At 48.9% G+C, this 19,440-nt stretch carries 14 protein-coding genes; 6 read left to right on the top strand and 8 right to left on the bottom strand.

The window, feature by feature from the left end:
* The 6 genes from Q4579_RS20750 to Q4579_RS20725 form a co-directional block, all read right to left on the bottom strand.
* On the bottom strand, window positions 1-413 hold a 413-nt coding region (locus tag Q4579_RS20750; RefSeq protein WP_303566712.1), incomplete at its 3' end, for a hypothetical protein.
* A gap of 4 nt (window positions 414-417) precedes the next feature.
* On the bottom strand, window positions 418-3,351 hold the full coding sequence (locus tag Q4579_RS20745; RefSeq protein ID WP_303566710.1) for a hypothetical protein: 2,934 nt from the start codon (window positions 3,349-3,351) through the stop codon (window positions 418-420).
* 54 nt (window positions 3,352-3,405) lie between these two features.
* A complete protein-coding gene (locus tag Q4579_RS20740) occupies window positions 3,406-6,438 on the bottom strand; it encodes a LysM peptidoglycan-binding domain-containing protein (protein WP_303566709.1) in 3,033 nt (1,010 codons plus the stop codon).
* A gap of 323 nt (window positions 6,439-6,761) precedes the next feature.
* Complete coding sequence (locus Q4579_RS20735) at window positions 6,762-8,291, bottom strand: tripartite tricarboxylate transporter permease (protein ID WP_303566708.1); 1,530 nt, start codon at window positions 8,289-8,291, stop codon at window positions 6,762-6,764.
* A gap of 4 nt (window positions 8,292-8,295) precedes the next feature.
* Window positions 8,296-8,766 (bottom strand): tripartite tricarboxylate transporter TctB family protein, encoded by a 471-nt coding sequence (locus Q4579_RS20730; protein ID WP_303566707.1) that lies wholly within the window; start codon window positions 8,764-8,766, stop codon window positions 8,296-8,298.
* Between the two features lie 109 nt (window positions 8,767-8,875).
* On the bottom strand, window positions 8,876-9,856 hold the full coding sequence (locus tag Q4579_RS20725) for a tripartite tricarboxylate transporter substrate binding protein (RefSeq protein WP_211650807.1): 981 nt from the start codon (window positions 9,854-9,856) through the stop codon (window positions 8,876-8,878).
* 291 nt (window positions 9,857-10,147) lie between these two features.
* Here Q4579_RS20725 and Q4579_RS20720 point away from each other — a divergent pair, with 291 nt between their 5' ends.
* Entirely contained in the window at window positions 10,148-11,806 is a 1,659-nt protein-coding gene (locus Q4579_RS20720; protein WP_303566706.1) for a sensor histidine kinase, read from the top strand.
* Window positions 11,803-12,513, top strand: a complete 711-nt coding sequence (locus Q4579_RS20715) for a response regulator (RefSeq protein WP_303566705.1) — start codon at window positions 11,803-11,805, stop codon at window positions 12,511-12,513. The genes Q4579_RS20720 and Q4579_RS20715 overlap by 4 nt, the downstream gene beginning before the upstream one ends.
* Window positions 12,514-12,551: 38 nt before the next feature.
* On the opposite strand, the gene Q4579_RS20710 is transcribed toward Q4579_RS20715, so the two are convergent.
* Window positions 12,552-13,304, bottom strand: a complete 753-nt coding sequence (locus Q4579_RS20710) for an SDR family oxidoreductase (protein ID WP_211650809.1) — start codon at window positions 13,302-13,304, stop codon at window positions 12,552-12,554.
* Window positions 13,301-14,329, bottom strand: coding sequence for a D-2-hydroxyacid dehydrogenase family protein (locus Q4579_RS20705; RefSeq protein ID WP_303566702.1), 1,029 nt, complete (start codon window positions 14,327-14,329; stop codon window positions 13,301-13,303). The genes Q4579_RS20710 and Q4579_RS20705 overlap by 4 nt, the downstream gene beginning before the upstream one ends.
* A 248-nt stretch (window positions 14,330-14,577) precedes the next feature.
* Here Q4579_RS20705 and Q4579_RS20700 point away from each other — a divergent pair, with 248 nt between their 5' ends.
* The 4 genes from Q4579_RS20700 to Q4579_RS20685 all read left to right on the top strand — a co-directional run bounded on the left by Q4579_RS20700 (window position 14,578) and on the right by Q4579_RS20685 (window position 19,341).
* Complete coding sequence (locus Q4579_RS20700; protein ID WP_303566701.1) at window positions 14,578-15,012, top strand: hypothetical protein; 435 nt, start codon at window positions 14,578-14,580, stop codon at window positions 15,010-15,012.
* On the top strand, window positions 15,012-15,530 hold the full coding sequence (locus Q4579_RS20695) for a copper chaperone PCu(A)C (protein WP_303566700.1): 519 nt from the start codon (window positions 15,012-15,014) through the stop codon (window positions 15,528-15,530). The genes Q4579_RS20700 and Q4579_RS20695 overlap by 1 nt, the downstream gene beginning before the upstream one ends.
* A gap of 440 nt (window positions 15,531-15,970) precedes the next feature.
* Window positions 15,971-17,005 (top strand): OmpA family protein, encoded by a 1,035-nt coding sequence (locus Q4579_RS20690; protein ID WP_303566699.1) that lies wholly within the window; start codon window positions 15,971-15,973, stop codon window positions 17,003-17,005.
* Window positions 17,002-19,341 (top strand): Ig-like domain-containing protein, encoded by a 2,340-nt coding sequence (locus Q4579_RS20685; protein ID WP_303566698.1) that lies wholly within the window; start codon window positions 17,002-17,004, stop codon window positions 19,339-19,341. Before Q4579_RS20690 ends, Q4579_RS20685 begins: the two co-directional genes overlap by 4 nt.
* Window positions 19,342-19,440 lie beyond the last annotated feature (99 nt).

Genomic DNA, 19,440 nt, shown 5'->3' with positions numbered 1-19,440 from the left:
TCACTGCCTGTTTTCACGCCATAGGAGTAAAAACCGGTTGCAGTGATTTTCTGATAGTATCTGACTGGAAACCATTCAGCACCTAAGATCAACATAATTATAGGTAGAAAAACACATAACCCAACAGCTAAAAAAGACTCATAATATTCTATAAATTCACCGATAATTAAATAAAAAACAAATAATGGGCAAAGCATCAACGATGTAACTGTTACTAATGGCATACCCCATTTACCAAATCTTCCCCAATAGTCAACCTCCCACTCCATGATTGCAGGTTCACTCTTAACGATTTCAGCATAAATCTTCATGCATTCTTTTTCTTTATCTGAATAGTCATCAAGATCAGTGTTAGCATCAATTATTTTTCTAACTTTTTTGTAATTGTATAAAGCAGTTTTATAATTATCCATAACCTTACTCCCCACCAACCAAAATTAAACTACTATGATGGTTATCAATAAATTTAATTACTTTTTTATATACAACTGAATCACACATTTCTTTTAATGAATCACCAAATGCACTATCATAGGTTTCCACTTTTGCTTTCACTTTCTCTGGCACTGAACCAACCACTTTAATTTCTTTTTCGATTCTCTTGAGATCAAAACAATGAGGTCGTACTGAATCTATCACATTTATGTCCTTATTCAAGTCATCAGGATAACAAACCAATAATAAGATCGAGTCAAAAACATTATTTTTTGGCTGTTTTAACCAAAACCTGTATACTTCATTCATTGTATTAGTTTCCAACCATGTATCTGCGTACTCCCCTTGATATAACGGGGTTGATGGGAGGTAAGCACTATTTGCAGAAACCCATTTACTAAACGGACGTCTATTATTGATCCAATCAGGATACAAATCATCTCTCTCATTAACCTGAATTAATTCAAACTCATCTGTATCACTACTATACCATGCTACATCAATTCTTACATTCTCTTGGTTTAGTTCTGATGGAAAATCAATCATCAGCCAAAAACCGGTTGCGCGACTCAATGGGTAGCCTAAATGGACATTATATGGTGACAATTTATACGCAATCGTTGGTTGAAAATAAACGGTCGGTTTATTTTTTAATCGTGCAAAAGCCTCTAATGCCTTTTGGTATCCATCTTCATCATAGTTGAATATAAATTTATCATGATCAACATAATCATCATGTACCCAAGGCGTCCTGATTAACCAATCAGAAACATCATCATCTCGAATAAAGTTCAAGTAAGCTGTACACATTGCATAAATCAGTCCCGCGACAATCGCTATTCCCGCTGTAGCCCAAATTGGTATAGCTAGTCCACCAAAACTTAAAAGCTGAGCTAACCCTGAGAAAGATTGCATGGCTGTTGAGCCTGCTTTTATTAAGTTAATTATTCTACCCTGTCCTTTTGCCTCCATAAAATCGTATTTAATTATCTGATATGTTTCAAATATACTGGCTAATATTAACGAAACATTACCAACTATATTACTAAAAACAGCTCGTTGTAAGGCGTATCTTGTCCCGCTGCTTTCTGATATGTATTTAGTATTCCACCATGCCTTATATAGGTTCCCGGTTTTTAATTTATCTAAAACGGACTTAGTGCGAAAACCTTTTTTTAGTCCACTTTTTTTAAAATTATTCAGCATCGCTCTTGCTTCTGCTTCATAACATCCTTTTTTAATTGTAAATATCGAGTCTGTTAACCATAACATGCGGTAGGCAAGTGTTAACTTATCCTTTTCTGATATTTCCTGATTCTTAGATAGTATATTATGGTAATCTTCAACCACAGCAAGTGTATTAAAAATTATCGCAAACATATCCAATCCTTGGGATCCATAATTTTTAACTTCTTCAAAACTATCAGTCAGTATTGAAGGCAATATCCTTCCTGGTTCTTCAGAATATGTCTTTAATAGAAGTGACTGTTTAGCATTAATATCCCTAATATCATTTGCTTTGGCTTTCTTAGTAACATTTTTTACTTTTTGCTTGCTATTTTCCAACTCTTGCAATTTGGATATTTCTTTCTTTTTCAACTCTTCTAATCTGGCAAACTCTTCTTGGTACTCTTTAGGAAGGTATATATAACCTAAGCTAATATCAACTGAATACATCGCACCTAAACAACGCATCAATACATTTCTTTTCGGTGTGTAACTATCATCCGGTAGCTTCAGTTCGTTTTGCAACTGTGCAAACAAGCTTTGACTGAAAATTTTATTAACAGAAAGAACTATATCATCAAGCACATGCTGATTAATAACATCCTTTAGCATTTGTAGCGGTTTATCAATAAATCTGAAAAAATGACCCATACCAGAAAAATTACTGCGATCAAACAGTTTTCCAAGGCTTGCCGCACCGACGGTCAGCGCTGATTGATCAGCATATGAACGCTGAAAATGCCAAGTATGAGCTTCATCAATGAGTTTATTCGTCTGTTCCTCACTATAACCCATTGATATCAATTTGTTATATGTGAAGTTAGGTCCATCATGAATAAACAAGCTGACATACTCTTCAAGCTTATCCTTCCAGTTTTGATTTCCTACATAGTACAAACCACCTATGATATTTATGAGTGACTGATTTGTTTCGAATTGCTTTCTATGTTCTGCCTGCTGTTCATTTCCTAATGTCATATCAAGGAAAAATTGATAGGTGGTTGTAAAGAAAATTAACTCTTCCACACTTTCTTCAGATTCAATATCAAAATTAAAGTATTGTGGTGCTATCCCCAAAGTGTTTAACACAATAAAAGAGCATTTTGCTAAATATTGAACCCAAGAATCATATGCAACTTTGGATTCAGTATGTCTCACGATTACTTCATTGACATCTTCTAAACGAATTCGAGACCGCCATTTTATTGTTTTGTCAAATTGTTCAACAAATTTATTCTTTTTTATATTGAAAGGGTCTTTTGTTTCTAAACCTAACTTTTTAACATAACTATTGAGTCGTGTGAAATAGCTCAAATTCGGTTCATAACCCTTTTTCCTGAATTCATCTTCTATTTTATCAACATCCACGAGACTACTTCTTGTTTCGGCCAAAAAGTCCATCTCATCTATCATGGCTTTTGTTATTTTTACCTGAAGTAATTCCTGACCTTCCAGCTCTTTTGCCAATGGATTATCTGGCAAAATCTTAGGGTTACAAAAATCCCCGACGGCTTTCGCCAGATTCAGTTCCGGTAAGTTTTTCTCCTGCCATTGAATACGCAGATCATTAGCGAGAATAGTGAGTTTCAGGCTGTCTTCTGCGAGGGCAATACCATCTTCAAGGATCAGAATGTCCGCATGGTGAGGCGTTTCCGGGTCAATGGTGTCGAGATAGGCTTGGTTAGACAAAACCGGCGTGAAATGCTCTTTCTCTGCGTTAGTCTCTTGATCATTGGTGCCGGGTCAATTCTCGGTATCCGACTGATGCGTTGGTGTGGTGGTATCGGAAAACCGGTGATCTTGATTTGCAGGGCCAGCATCAATATCTGAAACCAATACAGGTAAGTCGGTGAAGACTTCTTCTTCTCCTTTGGCACTAACCAGTCGCTGATTGAAATCATAAACAGCGCCTGTGTTTTTGGCCAAAGCACGGCGGAACTCTGGATCCTGCTGAAACTGGTTGCGCTGTTTTTCAGTCCATTCCCGCTCTGAGAAAACAATATATGCCCAACCATTCAGGCTGTGACATGGCAAGTATGGGGTTGTTTCGTCATTGTATTCAAACAGGCCATCGGCATAGCGAAACTCATGTAATTCACCAGCGTGCGGGTAACGGGCTGCAACATGGGAGTTGACCGCTGCGTAATAGACATAAACATAACCGTCACGGATCTGGCGAATCGTTAAACTGTGCGCTGTTTCTTTGGCTAACGGATGCGGTTTCACCGCATATTTTTCACTCAGCGCGACATCAATGGGGTGCTTTCCTTGCTTTTGTTCAAGCACCAAGGCCTGATTATAAGGTGCATCCACTTCATCCAACGCGTAGCGGCCCAAACACAGTTTAATCGTTTGAATATCTGCAGCCGTTGTCAGCGAAGCCACCCGAACGACTGTCGCTTTGGGGGCCAGAACACTTGCATGGTGAATCGGAGCGAATTGAGCACTAATCTTCGGCTGCGCATAGTGATACACCATGTTTTCCGCCAGATTGTAATCTTCAACAAGGACTGCCGGATACGTGTTTCGCTGCACGCCTTCTGCTTGCGGATGTGGTGGGTCGATCTTCAGAACCTGACCTACCTGTAACGTAAACTGCGGATCAGACAGATCCAATCCGTTGATTTCGGCCAGTTTTTGCGGGGGCTGATCGTAGAGCGCTGCGATACTGCTCAGGCTTTCATGGCCCAAAGCATCATGAATGGCTTTGACTTCATGCGTGCGCGTGTCTGGTGATTGCGATTCTGTTTTGTTCACAATCACCACGTCTTCAGCCATGACGACATCGGTAGGGTCCAGACTCTGAAGATACGGGTTGTATGCCAGCAGCGTAGCCGTATCGAGTCCTGCCAGCGCTGCGACTTCATCGACACTCGCATCCTGCTTCACCGTCATGTAGTCGACATGGGTGGAGGTAATTTCTTGCGCTTCGTGAGATTCATCAACAGGTAAAATAAGAGTCTCACCCGGATAAATATGATCCTGACGGTCGCCAACCTGATAATCAGGATTCAGCGTCAGGACGACATCCAGCGTAATGCCATGCGCTTTTGCTATCGCAGTCAGCGTGTCGCCCTTCTGAATCGTGTAAAGCTGGCCTTCCCGCTGATATTGCACTGCTTCTGTCTGCGCCTGCTTCCCAGCCGCCATCATGGCATCCAGATCCAGTAAGGTGGCATGTTCATCCAGCCATTCACCATCCATCTGCTTCAGATCGTTCAGCGTGAGTTTGTGAGGGCTGTAAAGCAAGTGCTGACGTTTCGCAGGCTCATTCTGAATCTTCCAGGGCAGAATCACTGCATTGAGTTCACGGTCATCCAGCACGTCATCGGTCAGGGATTCAGCGTTCGACTTCGTCGCCTGATAGTGCCAGTTCTCTTCATCACCTGTGATTTTATACTCGTGAAGCAGTGCATCCGCCATGAAGTGGTAATAATAACCGATCGTTGGCAGCGCCAAACGGTGCCCGACTTCAACCGCCAGTTGCACCGGAATAAAGCCATCCTTTGCAGTGTGAGTTTCAATTGGATCGGGCATCACTCCGTCAATCGAGGTGCTCAAGGCAACCTGACCGCTTTTCACCTGAACGGTTTTCGCTTCATTCACCCGAAGCCGTGATACAAAAATCAGTGCATCCTGACTGATGGTTGGTTGCAACACTTCCGTTTCGGTTTCTGCAGCGGTTGGCGCAACAACAATGGCTTCATCGAGTTTGAGCGCATTAAACGTTTCTTCAGTACACGCCAGTTCAACGGCATATTCAAACTTCGGCGAATCCGCCAGCGGCTCCTTCAAATAAACCACAGCGGTTTTTGAGTCATGCAGTTTTTTCAGCACGCGAGCCTGGCCATCCAACCAGGATTTCTTGCTGGAGAGATGCTCAGAGGCAACCTCAGCGGAATCAATCGCCGCAACCTGATCATGAATCTCTAACCCCTGCGTTTTGGAATAAACAGAGAGTTCATCCAGGGTCGATGAGATTTGTGCCAGACTATCCGTTTTCTGTTCCAGCTCATCTAATTGCGGGATGGTCATTTGTGTCGGAGAAAACAGGATTTTCACCCCTTCCGTACTTTGCTGGTAATCTCCCTGAATTTTATAAGGCACCCAGAACTGGGGCAGTGAAAAACCATCGGCTTTACGGACTTCATGCGCATCACTGTAGCCAGCCCGGCTTCGGTAATAGGCAATATCAATATCCCGGTAATATCCTTCCGAGGTAATTTCCAGTTCGCGCCAGACTTTACCTTTCCAGAATATGTAAAGGTATCCGCCTTTCAGATCGGCAACATGGGCTTTATCTTGTGTGTCTCCGAGATAAACAAGTGCGCGGATTGGCACCAGCACATTATCCCATTCCTCTTTTTTGGTACCTTTCTCGACAGGCTCCAGTGCTTTGGCCAAGAGCAAATCGAGTGGCTCAGATACATTTTCTCGGGACAAGGATAGATATAAATTTCTGGGCTCTTCCATTAGCCCTTCAAATACCGCCAGACTTCGGTGTCCAGCTTCAGGATCTTGCGCAGGTTTTGCAATTTTGACCGATTGCTCGGCTGTTTTTCCAAGTCGGAGTGTCGCGCTGTTTGACGGCCACTGGCCAGCCAGTTCAACCACAATTTTGTGCTCAGGCATTGGCTCAGCAGGTTCTGCATCTGTTGGCCGGCATTCCGCCACATATGGGTTCAAATCTGTGAGAGGGGCATAATATGCTTTCACGCTACGCTTCGGTGACGTTTGATCGGTATCCTGATCTGAATGATATTTCTTTGACGACATGTGAAATCTACTACTTTAATTTCTTGGAAGGATTCTTGTTATTTTTTTGGCGGTTCTGAAGAGAGGGCGCATTGAACAGCCAGTGTGAATGCCTGCCAAAACCTTGAAATTTCAGCATTCATTCACAAATCAAGTCTTGATTCGCAGAATATCAAACCGGGGAATTGCGCAACAATGTTTATAAGCGGAGGCTTTCGCGGGAAGGAACAAAGATCAAAATTTCAAATTTTACGTTCGTGACGATTTAATCATCATAAATAAAAAGGCAGCTCCCGCCGGAACTGCCTTTGTCGTTAGTTGCAAAGTACACGTTGACGGCTGTTTTACACCTCTTGTGCCTGTGCTTTTGCAGCCAGCTTGCGCTTATCGCGCCAGCAGCTCAACAGCGGCAGCATCAGGGCTAAAACAGCCAGAATCATGATGGAGAGGGTCAGCGGACGCTCCCACAGGAAGGAGAAAGAACCATCAGACAGGGTCAGTGAACGGCTGAGGTTTTTCTCCAGAATGTCACCCAGAATGAAGCCCAGCAGCATAGGCGCCATCGGGAAATTCAGTAGCTTCAGGAAAGTGGCAACCACGGTAATCAGCACCATCAACTGAATGTCAAAGGCGTTGAAACTCACCAGATATACCCCGGTAATCGAGAAGAACAGGATTAACGGAATCAGAATCGGGCGTGGAATCACCAGCAGACGCGAGATATACGGAATCAGCGGCAGGTTCAGAATCAGCAGCACCAGATTACCGAAATACATCGAGATAATGACCGACCAGAAAACATCCGGGTTGTCGATGAACAGGCGCGGACCCGGCTGAATACCATAGGCAATCAGGGCACCCAGCATGATAGCTGTGGTCCCGGAGCCCGGAATACCCAACGTCAGCAAGGGCACAAAGGAACCGGTCGATGCGGCATTATTGGCAGATTCCGGTGCAGCCAGACCACGCAGTGCACCTTTACCGAATTTCTCTTTCTCGGCTTTCGGTGCCAGATTACGCTCCATCCCGTAGCTCAGGAAAGAGGCAATGGTCGCACCCGCACCCGGCAGAACCCCCACCAGAAATCCGAAGACAGAAGAACGACCCACGGTTGGCGCCACATGTTTCACTTCCTCTTTGCTCAGTTTCATGCTGCCGAGGTTGTTCATGTCCATCTGGTCGTCTTCCCGCTTGTGTTCCCCGCGCAGGACAGTCATCACCACTTCAGTCAGTGCAAAGGTTGCCATTGCCAGCAGCAGGAAGCTGATGCCGTCGATCAAATCGACATTGTCGAAGGTAAAGCGTGGGACCCCTGTCATCACGTCGTTCCCGACGGTGGAGATCATCAAGCCAAAGACAGTCATCATCAGGGCTTTGAGCACCTGACCTTTCCCGGAAAACGCTGCGACAGCCGTCAGACCCAGGATCATCAGGGCAAAATAGTCGGTCGACTGGAAGCTCAGAGACACTTTGGCCAGTGCAGGCGCGGCAAACAGCAAGATGATGGCGCCAATGGTGCCGCCAGTGAAAGAGGAGTACGCTGCCAGTGCCAGTGCTTTACCCGCCTGATTTTTCTGGGCCAGCGGAAAACCATCAAAGGCAGTCACGACGGTGCTTGAACAGCCCGGCGCATTAATCAGAATCGAAGATGTGGAGCCACCAAAGACAGCACCATAATAAACACCAGCCATCAGGATAATGCCTGAAGACGGGTCCAGTCCGTAGGTAATCGGGATCATCAGCGCAATAGCTGAGATCGGGCCTAAACCGGGTAACATGCCGATAAAGGTGCCGGCAAAGCAGCCGACGACGACCATCATCAGGTTGAACGGCATAATCGCGGTGCTCAACCCTGTCATCATTCCATCAAACATGAGATTACCCCCCAAATACGTTTGTGATGAGGCGGCCAGGCGCCAGATAGATATCAAGCAGTTGGGTCAGCAAAGCCCAGAAACCCACCGCAAATGGTACAGACGCCAGAAACAAGGTTTTCGGACGGCGTTCGCCCAGTAACCAGTATCCACCGACCAGGAAAATCATGGTCGAGAGCAGGAAGCCAATCCATTCCAGCGCCGCTGCGAATATCAGCATCAGCACCAGCAGTTTGGCCATCAGGACAAAATCCAGTCCCTGCAGGTTCAGTTTGTCATCCGCACTGCGGCTCGCCGTCAGGAGTTGACACACTGAAAAAACAATACCTAATCCGGCCAGTGCCAGAGGCAGAGATTTCGCATGGAAGGGCTGAAACTCATCTCCGGGAAATAAGACAATCTCGCTGCCGTAGTATCCGTAAGCGATGGAAAAGCACAGAAATACCAATCCACCAATGTGATCTTTCGTAATCATCATGGTCATCCTCACCACTATCAGACCCGACCTGATTCGCCCTGGTCGGTTTGTTACCACGCGCACTGCCGGGATCAGGCAGTGCGCAACAATGTTATTCAGACAGGGATTACTTCAGGAAACCAAGTTCACGCATCAGGTCGCCGATTTCTTTTTCCTGCTGAGACAGGAAGGAAACGAACTCTTTACGTGGCTTGTAGATTTCAGTCCAGCCATAACGGTCACGAACTTTGTTCCACTCCGCTGTGCCGTACATTTTGCCCAGCACGTCGGCGAATTCATCCGCTTTCTCTTCGCTGATGCCCGGTGCAGCAAAGAAGCCACGCCAGTTCACGAAAGTCGCGTCATAACCCAGTTCCTGCAGGGTTGGTACTTCAGGCGCAGAAGGAGAACGTTTGTCGCCTGTCATCGCCAAAATCCGGATTTCACCCGCGTCTGCCAGCGTCAGTGCTTCACTCAGACCGGTCGACAACAGTGTGGTTTCACCAGACAGCAAACCCGCCATCGCTTTACCACCCGCGTCATAGGCCAAGTACTTCAAACGACGTGGCTCACCGCCACCCGCTTTAAACGCCAGTGCAGCAACCAGATGATCCATGCTGCCCCGTGCAGAGCCGCCAGCAACCGTGATGCTGCTTGGATCTTTGTTATAGTCATTCACAATTTCAGTGAAGCTGGTGTATTTGGATTTCGCCGGAACCACGAATGCCGCGTAATCGCCCACAGTGGCTGCAACCGGGGTCAGATCACGGAAAGATTGCGGAAAAACTTTAGACAGAGAGCGGATAACAATCGGGGTCGAGTTTACCATCAGGGTATCTGTGGATTGCTCTGCGGTTTTGATCAGGTAAGCGATCGCTTTACCACCACCGCCGCCAGACATATTCTCGTAAGAAATCGTGTCGACCAGATCGGTCTCCTTCAGCACTTCACCTGTGCCTCGTGCAGTGCTGTCCCAGCCACCACCAGCACCGCCCGGTACCAGAAAATGAATTGAATCGACTTTTGCCTGAGCACTCATCGACATTGCTGAAGCCATGATAGCTGCGAGTACAGACACACGCTTGCGGGTCATCAACTGAGTAAACATACCTTTTCCTCGTTATTAGACTGGGTTCCATTGCCCTGGCCTGATTCACCGCTCACTGCATGATTGCTCCGTCAACCCTGTTCATCAGAGAGACGGGTTCGCGGTTCAGGCTCTGATATTGCTTGTAGACAGATTGAAGTTATGACACCTGCACAAACATGAAAAGATTGTAAAAATAATGTGAATATCGGGCTTAAAGTGTATTAAGTTCATATTGTTCACAGCATTTTCAGACCACTGACGGTACACTGTCGCACTGGTGTTACTTTGGTGGACGGAACTCACCTGATTATGGCTAAGCTGTTGTCTTTACGTCATTTCCGACTCAAAACCAGGATGGTACTCATTCTGGGATTCATTGCGATTTTACAGACGGGTGCCCTGGGTCACTTCACGATCCAGTACCTCGACAAAGTGTTACATGAACAAATTGGTCAGCAAGCGATGCGGGTCGCGCAGACCATCGCTTCATCTCCGGATGTCATCCGCGCCGTTTCAGAAAAAGACAGCGCTTTTCTGCTGCCGCTGAGTCTGAAACTGGCTCAGGCGGCTCAGGCCAGGTTTGTAGTGATTGGTGACAGCCAGGGCATCCGACTCGCCCACCTGAACCCGCAACGGCTGGGGAAATCCATGTCGGACGATGACACCGACGACAACAGTAAAGCCCTGATTCAGGGGCAGTCTTACGTCGCACTGGATAAAGGCAGCATCGGCTGGTCGATCCGCGGAAAAGCGCCGGTATTCAGTGCCGACGGCACTCAAATCATCGGTATCATCTCTGTGGGGTATCTGCTGACTGAAGTCGACCGTATTGTCAGCCGTCATCAATTATCCATGATTGTCGCGATTACCTTAGCGCTCCTCTTCAGTGTGCTGACCGCTTTATGGTTCGCCAATCACTTCCGCAAAGCGATTTTTAATCTCGAACCCGAGCAGATTGGCCGAACCTTTCAGGAACGAAACGCGACGCTGGAAACCGTGCGGGAAGGCATTGTGGCGATCAACCAGCGCGGCATCATCACCACCTTCAACCATGCCGCAATCAAAACACTGCAACTACCGGAAGACGAAGAATATATTGGTCGTCACATCACCGACGTCCTGCCGGATAACGGCATGCTGGATGTGCTGGAAAGCGGCGAACATCATTTCGATAAGGAAATCTGGCTCCATGACCACAACCTGATCGCCAACCGTTTCCCTCTGGTTCAGAACGGCGTGGTCAATGGCGTAGTTTCCAGTTTCCGGCTCAAAAACGAAGTGGATCTGGTCAGCCGGAAACTGACACGAATTCAGCAATATGCAGACAGTTTGAGAAGTCAGTCCCATGAATACAATAACAAGCTTCATACGATTGCCGGTCTGATTCAAATTGGCGCCATTGAACAGGCGCTGAATGTGATCGGACAGGAAACCTCCAGCCACCAGAGCTTTATTCAAACCATTATGCGCGCCACTTCAGACAGTATTCTGGCTGGCTGCCTGCTCGGCAAATACAACCGGGCCCGTGAACTCAATCTTGAACTCAGGATTGAAGAAGACAGCCAGATGTCCGATATCCCGCCTGCCCTGCCGCGGGAGCAGTTGGTCAGCATCCTCGGCAATCTGATTGATAATGCACTGGAAGCCACCTTGCACGAACATGGTCCGGGCGGAGTCGTCACAATCAGCATGAGTGATTTAGGTAAAGAGCTGATCTTCGAGGTCAATGATCAGGGGCCGGGGATTCCACCGGAGGATGAAGATAAAATCTTTACCCGCGGCTACACCACCAAGAATAAAGAAGGGCATGGCATCGGTCTTCATTTAGTGAAGCAACTGACCACACACCTCGGCGGTCTGATTACTGTGGAGCCCGCCGAGCCTAGCGGCAGCCGTTTCACCGTTTATATCCCAAAATCACTGCGCCGCACTGGCAGCTCAGGACATGGAAGTAAGGAGCAACAATGACAGCACCTATCTCTGTAGTCATTGCTGAAGATGATCCGCAAATTGCGGAAATACAACGCCGTTTTGTAGAAAAAACCCCAGGATATCAAGTGGTTGGCATTGCTCATGGGCTGGCCGAAGCCCGGGATCTGATTGACGTCTTTCAACCGCAACTCCTGTTGCTGGATAACCAGTTTCCGACCGGAACCGGCCTCGAACTGTTAAGAGAAATGCGGGCAGAAGATTGCCATACTGACGTGATTCTGGTGACTGCCGCAACGGAAGTGGAAACACTCCGAGCCGCCATGCGCAGCGGGATCTTTGATTACATCCTCAAACCTGTGGTTTTTGAACGCTTGCAATCTGCCTTATTCAATTACAGTGCCCACCTGAACAAACTCTCGGATATGGACTCTCTGGTCCAAAGCGATGTCGACGGGCTGTTACAGTCGCCGACATCAGAAACAACGGGCACGTCCCAACCCGTCAACCCTTCCTCGCCTCGTCTGCCGAAAGGGATCGACGGCCTGACGCTGGATAAGATCCGCAACGTGTTTACCGAGCCCGGCATCCATCTGAATGCCGAGCAAGTCGGGCATAAAATCGGCGCCAGCCGGACCACAGCCAGACGTTATCTGGAATACCTGGTCAGCACCGATGAACTCACCGCTGAAGTCTCTTACGGCAGTGTTGGCCGCCCGGAACGAAAATACCGTCATCCGGGTTAAAACCGTTTCAGTAACCAGCCAGCAAAATTCGGGGGGACTCAGCGCCCACCCGCCAAATCAATGAAAGATCCGGTTGAATAAGAAGCCTGCTCCGACAGCAGCCAACAGATCGCTTCTGCGACTTCTTCTGCCGTGCCGCCACGCTGCATAGGAATGGCAGATTTCAGCCGTTCGATTCTGTCGGGTTCACCACCGGAAGCGTGCATATCCGTATAAATAAAGCCGGGCCGAACGCCGTTCACACGGATCCCTTCGCTCGCAACTTCAAGCGATAGCCCCCGCGTCATCGTATCCATTGCGCCTTTTGAAGCCGCATAATCCACATATTCAAACGGGGCACCGGTGCGCGATGCCGCAGAAGAGACATTCACAATGGATCCCCCCTGCCCGCCCTGAGAATAAGCCATACGACGAATCGCTTCGCGGCAACACAGAAAACAACTGGTGACATTCGTTTGCATGATGGCATTGATCCGTTCTGCAGACATCTGCAACACCGGCATCTGCTGCATTAATATCCCGGCATTATTCACCAGCCCCGTGATCGCGCCCAGTTCATTATCGACGACTTCAAACAGCCGCATCACTTCACCTTCATTGGATACATCGGCCTGAACCGACACAGCATTCACACCATATTTACGGGCACGATGGACAATTTTCTCCGCAGCTTCCTGCTCTGTGCGGTAGTTCACGCATAGATTCACCCCCTGCGATGCCAATTGAATTGCTGTTGCCGCGCCGATCCCCCGGCTGGAACCGGTGATCAATACAACCTGTTGTTTAGTCATCTTTCTTCCTTCAATGAGCTGACTTGCGCTGCGCCGCAATGACGTGCCGTCATCAGCACGGATTCATTTGCGATCCCCGTGGGCTGACCGTTTGCGTAATTGACGACATTCTCAAACGCTTTCTCGAAATACAACGTATAGCTGTCTTGTTCCACAAACCCAAGGTGGGGCGTACACAACACATTCGGCATCGTCAGCAAAGGCTCGTTCGCCGGTGTTGCGGGTTCCTGTTCATAAACATCGACCGCCGCAAAGCCCGGTCTTCCCAGACGAAGGGCTGCCACCAGCGCCCCCGGCGCCACCAGTTCCGCACGGCTGGTATTCACAAACAAAGCATCCGGTTTCATCAGCGCCAGATCATCAGCCGTCACACAGGCTTGGGTATGCGTGTTGAGCCGCAAGTGAAGCGATAAGACATCCACACCGGAAAAGAATTCTGCTTTGGATCCGGCCGCCTGATAACCCTGGCTGGCCGCTGCTTGTCTGGAGGTCTCACTGCCCCACACCACGACTTGCATGCCGAACGCGCTGGCGATTGCTGCAATTCGCTGACCTATTTTGCCAAATCCCCAGATGCCCATCGTCCGGCCATGCAGCACCCGGCCCAGACCGAGCGAACCGGATTGCTGCCATTGCCCTTGCTGAAGGCGCTCTCCATAAGGCAGTAAGTGCCGACTCGCAGCCATGATCAGCGCCCAGCAAAGTTCAGTGGGCGCAACCGGAGAACCCACCCCTTCAGCCACTGCGACCTGGTGTGCCGTACAGGCGGGTACATCAAGATGATTGCTGACTTTTCCGGTCTGGCTGATCAGTTTCAGCTGAGGTAATTGCCGAAGTAATGCCGCCCGAATCTCGGTTCTTTCACGAATCAGTACCAGAACATCCTGATCCTGAAGTCTGGCAATCAATTCAGCATCATTCGCTGCAGGCGTGTTATGAATGGTGACCTCATGGTCATTCAGTAAAGAAAAACAAGGCAGGGTGCGAACAACATCCTGATAATCGTCCAGAATCGTAATCTTCACGCCATCATCTCCTTGGCAATGCGGGAGATTATTCAATCACCCTCGCCCTGAAAATTCAACCAATTGCTTATTTTGGTGCCCGTGGTCCCAACCTGTGAGATCGACATCACCCACTGGGTTTCTTTTTGTTTCTTCAGTGACTCAATGTGTTACAGAATACGATATGCATCTGCTAAGATGCCCCTTTCTTTCATCACACATCCGTTCCTATGACAAACGCCAGCTTTTCAGTCAGACAACGCCACGGAATGATCCTGTTCATTCTGGCGTCGCTGTTATGGCTGAACTTTCTGTCGGCCATTGTCGTCGTGAATCCGGATTTCCATCAGCGCAGACAACACTGGCTCACCGGTGAGAAAGTGCTGATCTGTACCGTGCATGGCCTTCAGTGGGTCTCGGTGTCCGACTTCAAGGCACAGGAGTCCAGCCACAATACAACGCAGTGGCAAACCCACTGTCCGCTGCTCAGCCCGCTACAACCGGTCCAGTTTGATCACGATCTCTTCGGCAGGCTCTTTTTCGCCTTTCAGATGATCATGCGCGGGGGGCCTGTCTCTGAATGGCTGCCAGCCAATAACAAACTGTACGAATTGTACGGCCCCAAGCAGTCTCCGCCCGTTTCGTTGCCGAGTTATTTCAATCCGTCACCGAACAATAAAATGAATTTACATGGAGATTTATGATGAAAACACTGAAATCACTGCTGATGGCCACTGCTTTATTCACCACAGGTCTGGCCAGCGCACACGAGTTTGAAGCGGGCCAGCTGCATATTGATCATCCCTGGTCCAAAGAAGTCCCACCGATGTCTTCCGTGGCGGCGGCCTTTTTCTCGGTTGAAAACCACGGCGATCAGGCTGACACGCTGCTGCGTGCTGAATCCCCGATAGCCGGAAAAGTGGAACTGCACGAACACGCTCACGAAAACGGCATGATGAAGATGCGTCAGGTCAAAGATGTTCAGGTCGCGGCACACGCAACGCAGATGCTCAAGCCTGGCGGCTATCATGTCATGATGTTCAACCTGAAATCCGTACCAAAGCTGGGTGAAACCTTCCCGCTGACACTGTATTTCCAGCATGCCGGAAAAGTTGAAGTTGAAGTGAAAGTTGAAAAAGCAGATTACAACATGGCCAGCCATCAAGCGATGGACCATGAACACATGGATCATGAATCTATGGGTCACGACAACATGCACTGATCGTCACTCTGACCGTCAGACCCACCCCGCATCATTCATGCGGGGTGTTTTTTATCCCGCCCGTATCTCTCAATCCAACAATCAAAAAAACAGACATAACTGTCTTAACTATGAGACAGATCGACATTTCTTGATCGTTATATGATTCATACAGACTCAGTGAACACCTGCAAATGAGCAGCGAAAGATCCTGTTCTTCACAAGAAATGAATTCGTTTGCAGCGCATCCTCCCTTGAATCACGGGGCTTCCCCAGCATTCACCTCCATATGAATCCAAATTGACAACATTGTCATCACAGTATTAATTCGAACAGATGAAAACTGATTCGCACAGCTGTGATCCTTGTACTATTTTGAGTTCTAGGCAACGTTGTACCACAAGAACTTCTCAGGATTTGCTTGCCTTTTTATTGATATTCATGGACGAGGATGAACAAGGATGAATCAGCGCATTTGTTTGCCTGCTGCTTGGCTTTTAGCCAGCACTTTCAGTATTGCCAGCGCGAACGCGGCAGATCACCGGATTGGCCTGCGGGCTGATTTCACCCATGCCGACGGTGCATGTGAAAGTCAGTACACCAAGTGTGATAAAGACATCATTGGCGGCGGCCTTTTCTATAACTATGCCTGGACACCCAACTGGGAAGTTGAAGTCGGTTACGACTATTACGGCCAGGTTGACGCGACATATCCAGCCGTTGCCGATCCAAGCGTCGGGGCTGACTATGAAGCCGATGTGCTCGGCCTGACCGCAACGCTGGGTTACCGATATCCGGTTTCCGATGTGGTTTCGCTGGTGGGGAAAGCTGGCGTGCTGGCCTGGCATGTTTCCACCGATGGTCAAGAGGTTGGAGAGACAGTTTCAAACGATGATGATGGGTTTTCCCCGGTTGTGGGCGTCGGCATCGATTGGGACTTCACGCCCCGCTGGCGGACCGGCCTGAGCTATCAGTTTGCAAACAATGTCGGCGATGAAAAAACATCCGGTGCAGATCTGCACACCCTGATGCTGGGGATCAGTTACCGTTTCTCCGCCGATCCGCAACCTGTCATCGTCGAACCTGAGCCCGAGCCGGCTCCAGAGCCCATTATTCTGGAAACCTTCACGCTGAAAGTCGACGGTACACAGTCAAACGCCATTTTCGAATTCAATTCAGCCAAGCTTCGCCCGGACATGATTGCTGCCTTCCAGCCGATGCTGAAGCACCTGACACAATACCCCGAATCCTTGGTCCGCGTTGAAACCCATACCGATAACGTCGGATCGGATAAATACAACATGCAGCTCTCTGAACGCAGGGCGCAAAGTGTTGTGAATTACTTCGAACAACAGGGAATCACCCCTGACCGAATCAGCTACGAAGCGTTTGGAGAAACGAAACCTCTGGTCAGTAATGACACACCGGAGAACCGTGCGATGAACCGTCGCGTCGTACTGACCTCACCTCAATTTACAAGGAAGGCAATCCAATGAAACTTGAATTTTGCCAAAGTATACGAAAATGGCTGGGATATTTCTTCATGGTACTGGTGCTCACCGTAGCAGGCTGTGGTGGTGATGGCAGCGGCATGCCAAATCAAAAGGACGGTACAGGTACAGGTCTTGACGACAAAGGGGGGAAATCCATCAGTGCGCTGAACATCATCCCCAGTTCAAATACGGTAGAAGCAGGCAACTTACTGAATTTCGTTGTAGAAGCAACCTACAGCGATAACAACACCGTCGATGTGACCGCACAGGCTGCCTGTGTGAGCGCCAACGCCAACATCGCAACGGTGAAAGAACAGGGTGTGATCGAAGCAATTGCTGCTGGCGATGCCACCATTGACTGTGATTTTGGCGGCGTGAATGTCGGTGGTCTGGTGATCACTGTTTTTGGCGGCCATACCCTCAAACAGCTGCAAATCACGCCCGCCGTTGAATCGGTCGCGGCAGGCACTGAGGTTCAGTTTACAGCACTGGCTTTCTACCACGACGGCACCCGTGAAGACGTCACCCCGCAAGTGAACTGGAGCAGCAGTGCGCCGGGCGTTGCAAGCATTGATGCCAGTGGTAAAGTGACGGCCAATACGGCGGGTACGGCTGAAATCAGTGGTGTGTTTGAAGAAGTCACCGGTAACATCGCTGATTTAACTGTGACGAATGCTTCCCTTGTTTCTCTCGATTTGACGACATCGGGTTTGTCTCTGGCACTTGGTACAAAGCAACAACTGAAAGTGATTGGTCACTTCTCAGATGGCACCACGCAGGATCTGACGGCTCAGGTCACCTGGGATAGTAATGATGTTTTGCTGGCCACGGTTTCTGATTCTGGTCTTCTGGCGACACTGAGCATCGGTACAGTGACCATTACAGCAACACTGGACGGCAAAACCAGTAATGGTCTGCTGATCACGATTACCAACGCGACCGTTGACGGTCTGCAAGTCACCCCGGGCAACCTCAATCTTGCCAAAGGCACCTCAAAAGCGTTTAAAGCGATTGCGTCTTTCTCGAATAACACCACGCAAGACGTCACCAATCTGGTGAGCTGGTCTTCCAGTGATACTGCAGTTGCCAATGTTGTCCTGACGGGTGCAGTACATGCACTGGCGGAAGGAACGGCGACCATCTCGGCTGAATTCATGGGCATGACCAGTAACGTGGCGAACGTTCAGGTCACTGCGGCCAGCGTCGTCTCGATTGCGGTTGAACCACTCTTGGCGACCATTGCCAACGGCACAACACAGCAATTTAAAGCGACTGCGCTTTTCTCGGACGGCAGCCTGATCGACATTACCGACCAAGCCAACTGGCAGAGCGGCGATAATGCTGTTGCGACTGTTTCTGTTGCTGGTCTGGTTCAAGGCGTTGCCAAAGGAACAACCGTCATTTCAGCCCACCTGCAAGGGGTCGACAGTGCGGATCATTCACTGACCGTGACCGATGCGATTCTGAATGCGCTGGAAATTACACCGCTGACTTCCAGCATTGCCAACGGCACCACCCAACTGTTTGAAGCCATCGCAACCTTCAGCGACGGCAGCACACAGGATGTGACCCATCTGGTCAGCTGGAGCAGCAGTGACTGGAATGTCGCCACCATCAACGCAGACGGTCTGGTTCAGTCGCTGGCACAGGGCACCACGGATATCGTTGCGCAGTATCTGACATTCACGAGTAATCTGGTGAACCTGGAAGTTACGCCTGCAACGCTGACCAATCTGGATATCACGCCAGCGGTTCTGGATCTGGCCAATGGCCTGTCCCAGCAATTGCAAGCCATTGCGACATTCTCGGATGGCTCAACGCAGGATGTCACCAGTCTGGTGAGCTGGCTGAGCAGCAATACCGCGATTGCCACCGTTACAGATGGTCTGGTTCAGGGTCTATCTGAGGGTTCGGTGAACATCAGCGGGAACTATCAGGGCTCCAATCAGACGGCTACACTGAATGTGACCGCAGCACTGCTGGATCGGGTGCGTATTGAATCCGACCATCTGGGCCAGCTGGCTATCCAGCTGCTGGGTGACAGCATCTTCGATGTGTACACCCGAGCCTACTTCTCTGACGGCAGCAGCCTGGTGCTGGATAACAGTATCGTGACCTATCAGGCCACTGAGCATGCGCTGCTTTCCGTGAACACAGACGGTCTGGTGACGCTGAAAGCTGGCGTTCTGTCGAATGAGAAAGTCACTTCAAGCGCGTTGATCTCCGGCACGAACCACGCCAGTGAAAACGCGATCAATATCAGCTGTCTCGCGGCACTGCCACCACTTGCCTCCATTTGTACCATCAGTTCGGTTGAACAACCGGATCCAGGTCTCTGACACACCGCTCTCGGCCCACATTCTGTGGGCCGATTTATTTCACACCGTTTCCCACACCATGAACTCTTGATGATCCCCCTTTCGTGTCACTTGATCTTT

It is taken from the genome of Photobacterium sp. 1_MG-2023 (assembly GCF_030547945.1).
Classification (GTDB): domain Bacteria; phylum Pseudomonadota; class Gammaproteobacteria; order Enterobacterales; family Vibrionaceae; genus Photobacterium.
Note: the sequence above shows the minus strand (reverse complement) of the source record. Positions and strands in the feature narration are given on the sequence as shown.

What these genes read in the sequence shown, in the direction of transcription:
- Q4579_RS20740 (WP_303566709.1), bottom strand. Translation starts at nt 6,438, where the DNA reads ATGTCGTCAAAGAAATATCATTCAGATCAGGATACCGATCAAACGTCA.
- Q4579_RS20735 (WP_303566708.1), bottom strand. Translation starts at nt 8,291, where the DNA reads ATGTTTGATGGAATGATGACAGGGTTGAGCACCGCGATTATGCCGTTC.
- Q4579_RS20730 (WP_303566707.1), bottom strand. Translation starts at nt 8,766, where the DNA reads ATGATTACGAAAGATCACATTGGTGGATTGGTATTTCTGTGCTTTTCC.
- Q4579_RS20725 (WP_211650807.1), bottom strand. Translation starts at nt 9,856, where the DNA reads ATGTTTACTCAGTTGATGACCCGCAAGCGTGTGTCTGTACTCGCAGCT.
- Q4579_RS20720 (WP_303566706.1), top strand. Translation starts at nt 10,148, where the DNA reads ATGGCTAAGCTGTTGTCTTTACGTCATTTCCGACTCAAAACCAGGATG.
- Q4579_RS20715 (WP_303566705.1), top strand. Translation starts at nt 11,803, where the DNA reads ATGACAGCACCTATCTCTGTAGTCATTGCTGAAGATGATCCGCAAATT.
- Q4579_RS20710 (WP_211650809.1), bottom strand. Translation starts at nt 13,304, where the DNA reads ATGACTAAACAACAGGTTGTATTGATCACCGGTTCCAGCCGGGGGATC.
- Q4579_RS20700 (WP_303566701.1), top strand. Translation starts at nt 14,578, where the DNA reads ATGATCCTGTTCATTCTGGCGTCGCTGTTATGGCTGAACTTTCTGTCG.
- Q4579_RS20695 (WP_303566700.1), top strand. Translation starts at nt 15,012, where the DNA reads ATGAAAACACTGAAATCACTGCTGATGGCCACTGCTTTATTCACCACA.
- Q4579_RS20690 (WP_303566699.1), top strand. Translation starts at nt 15,971, where the DNA reads ATGAATCAGCGCATTTGTTTGCCTGCTGCTTGGCTTTTAGCCAGCACT.
- Q4579_RS20685 (WP_303566698.1), top strand. Translation starts at nt 17,002, where the DNA reads ATGAAACTTGAATTTTGCCAAAGTATACGAAAATGGCTGGGATATTTC.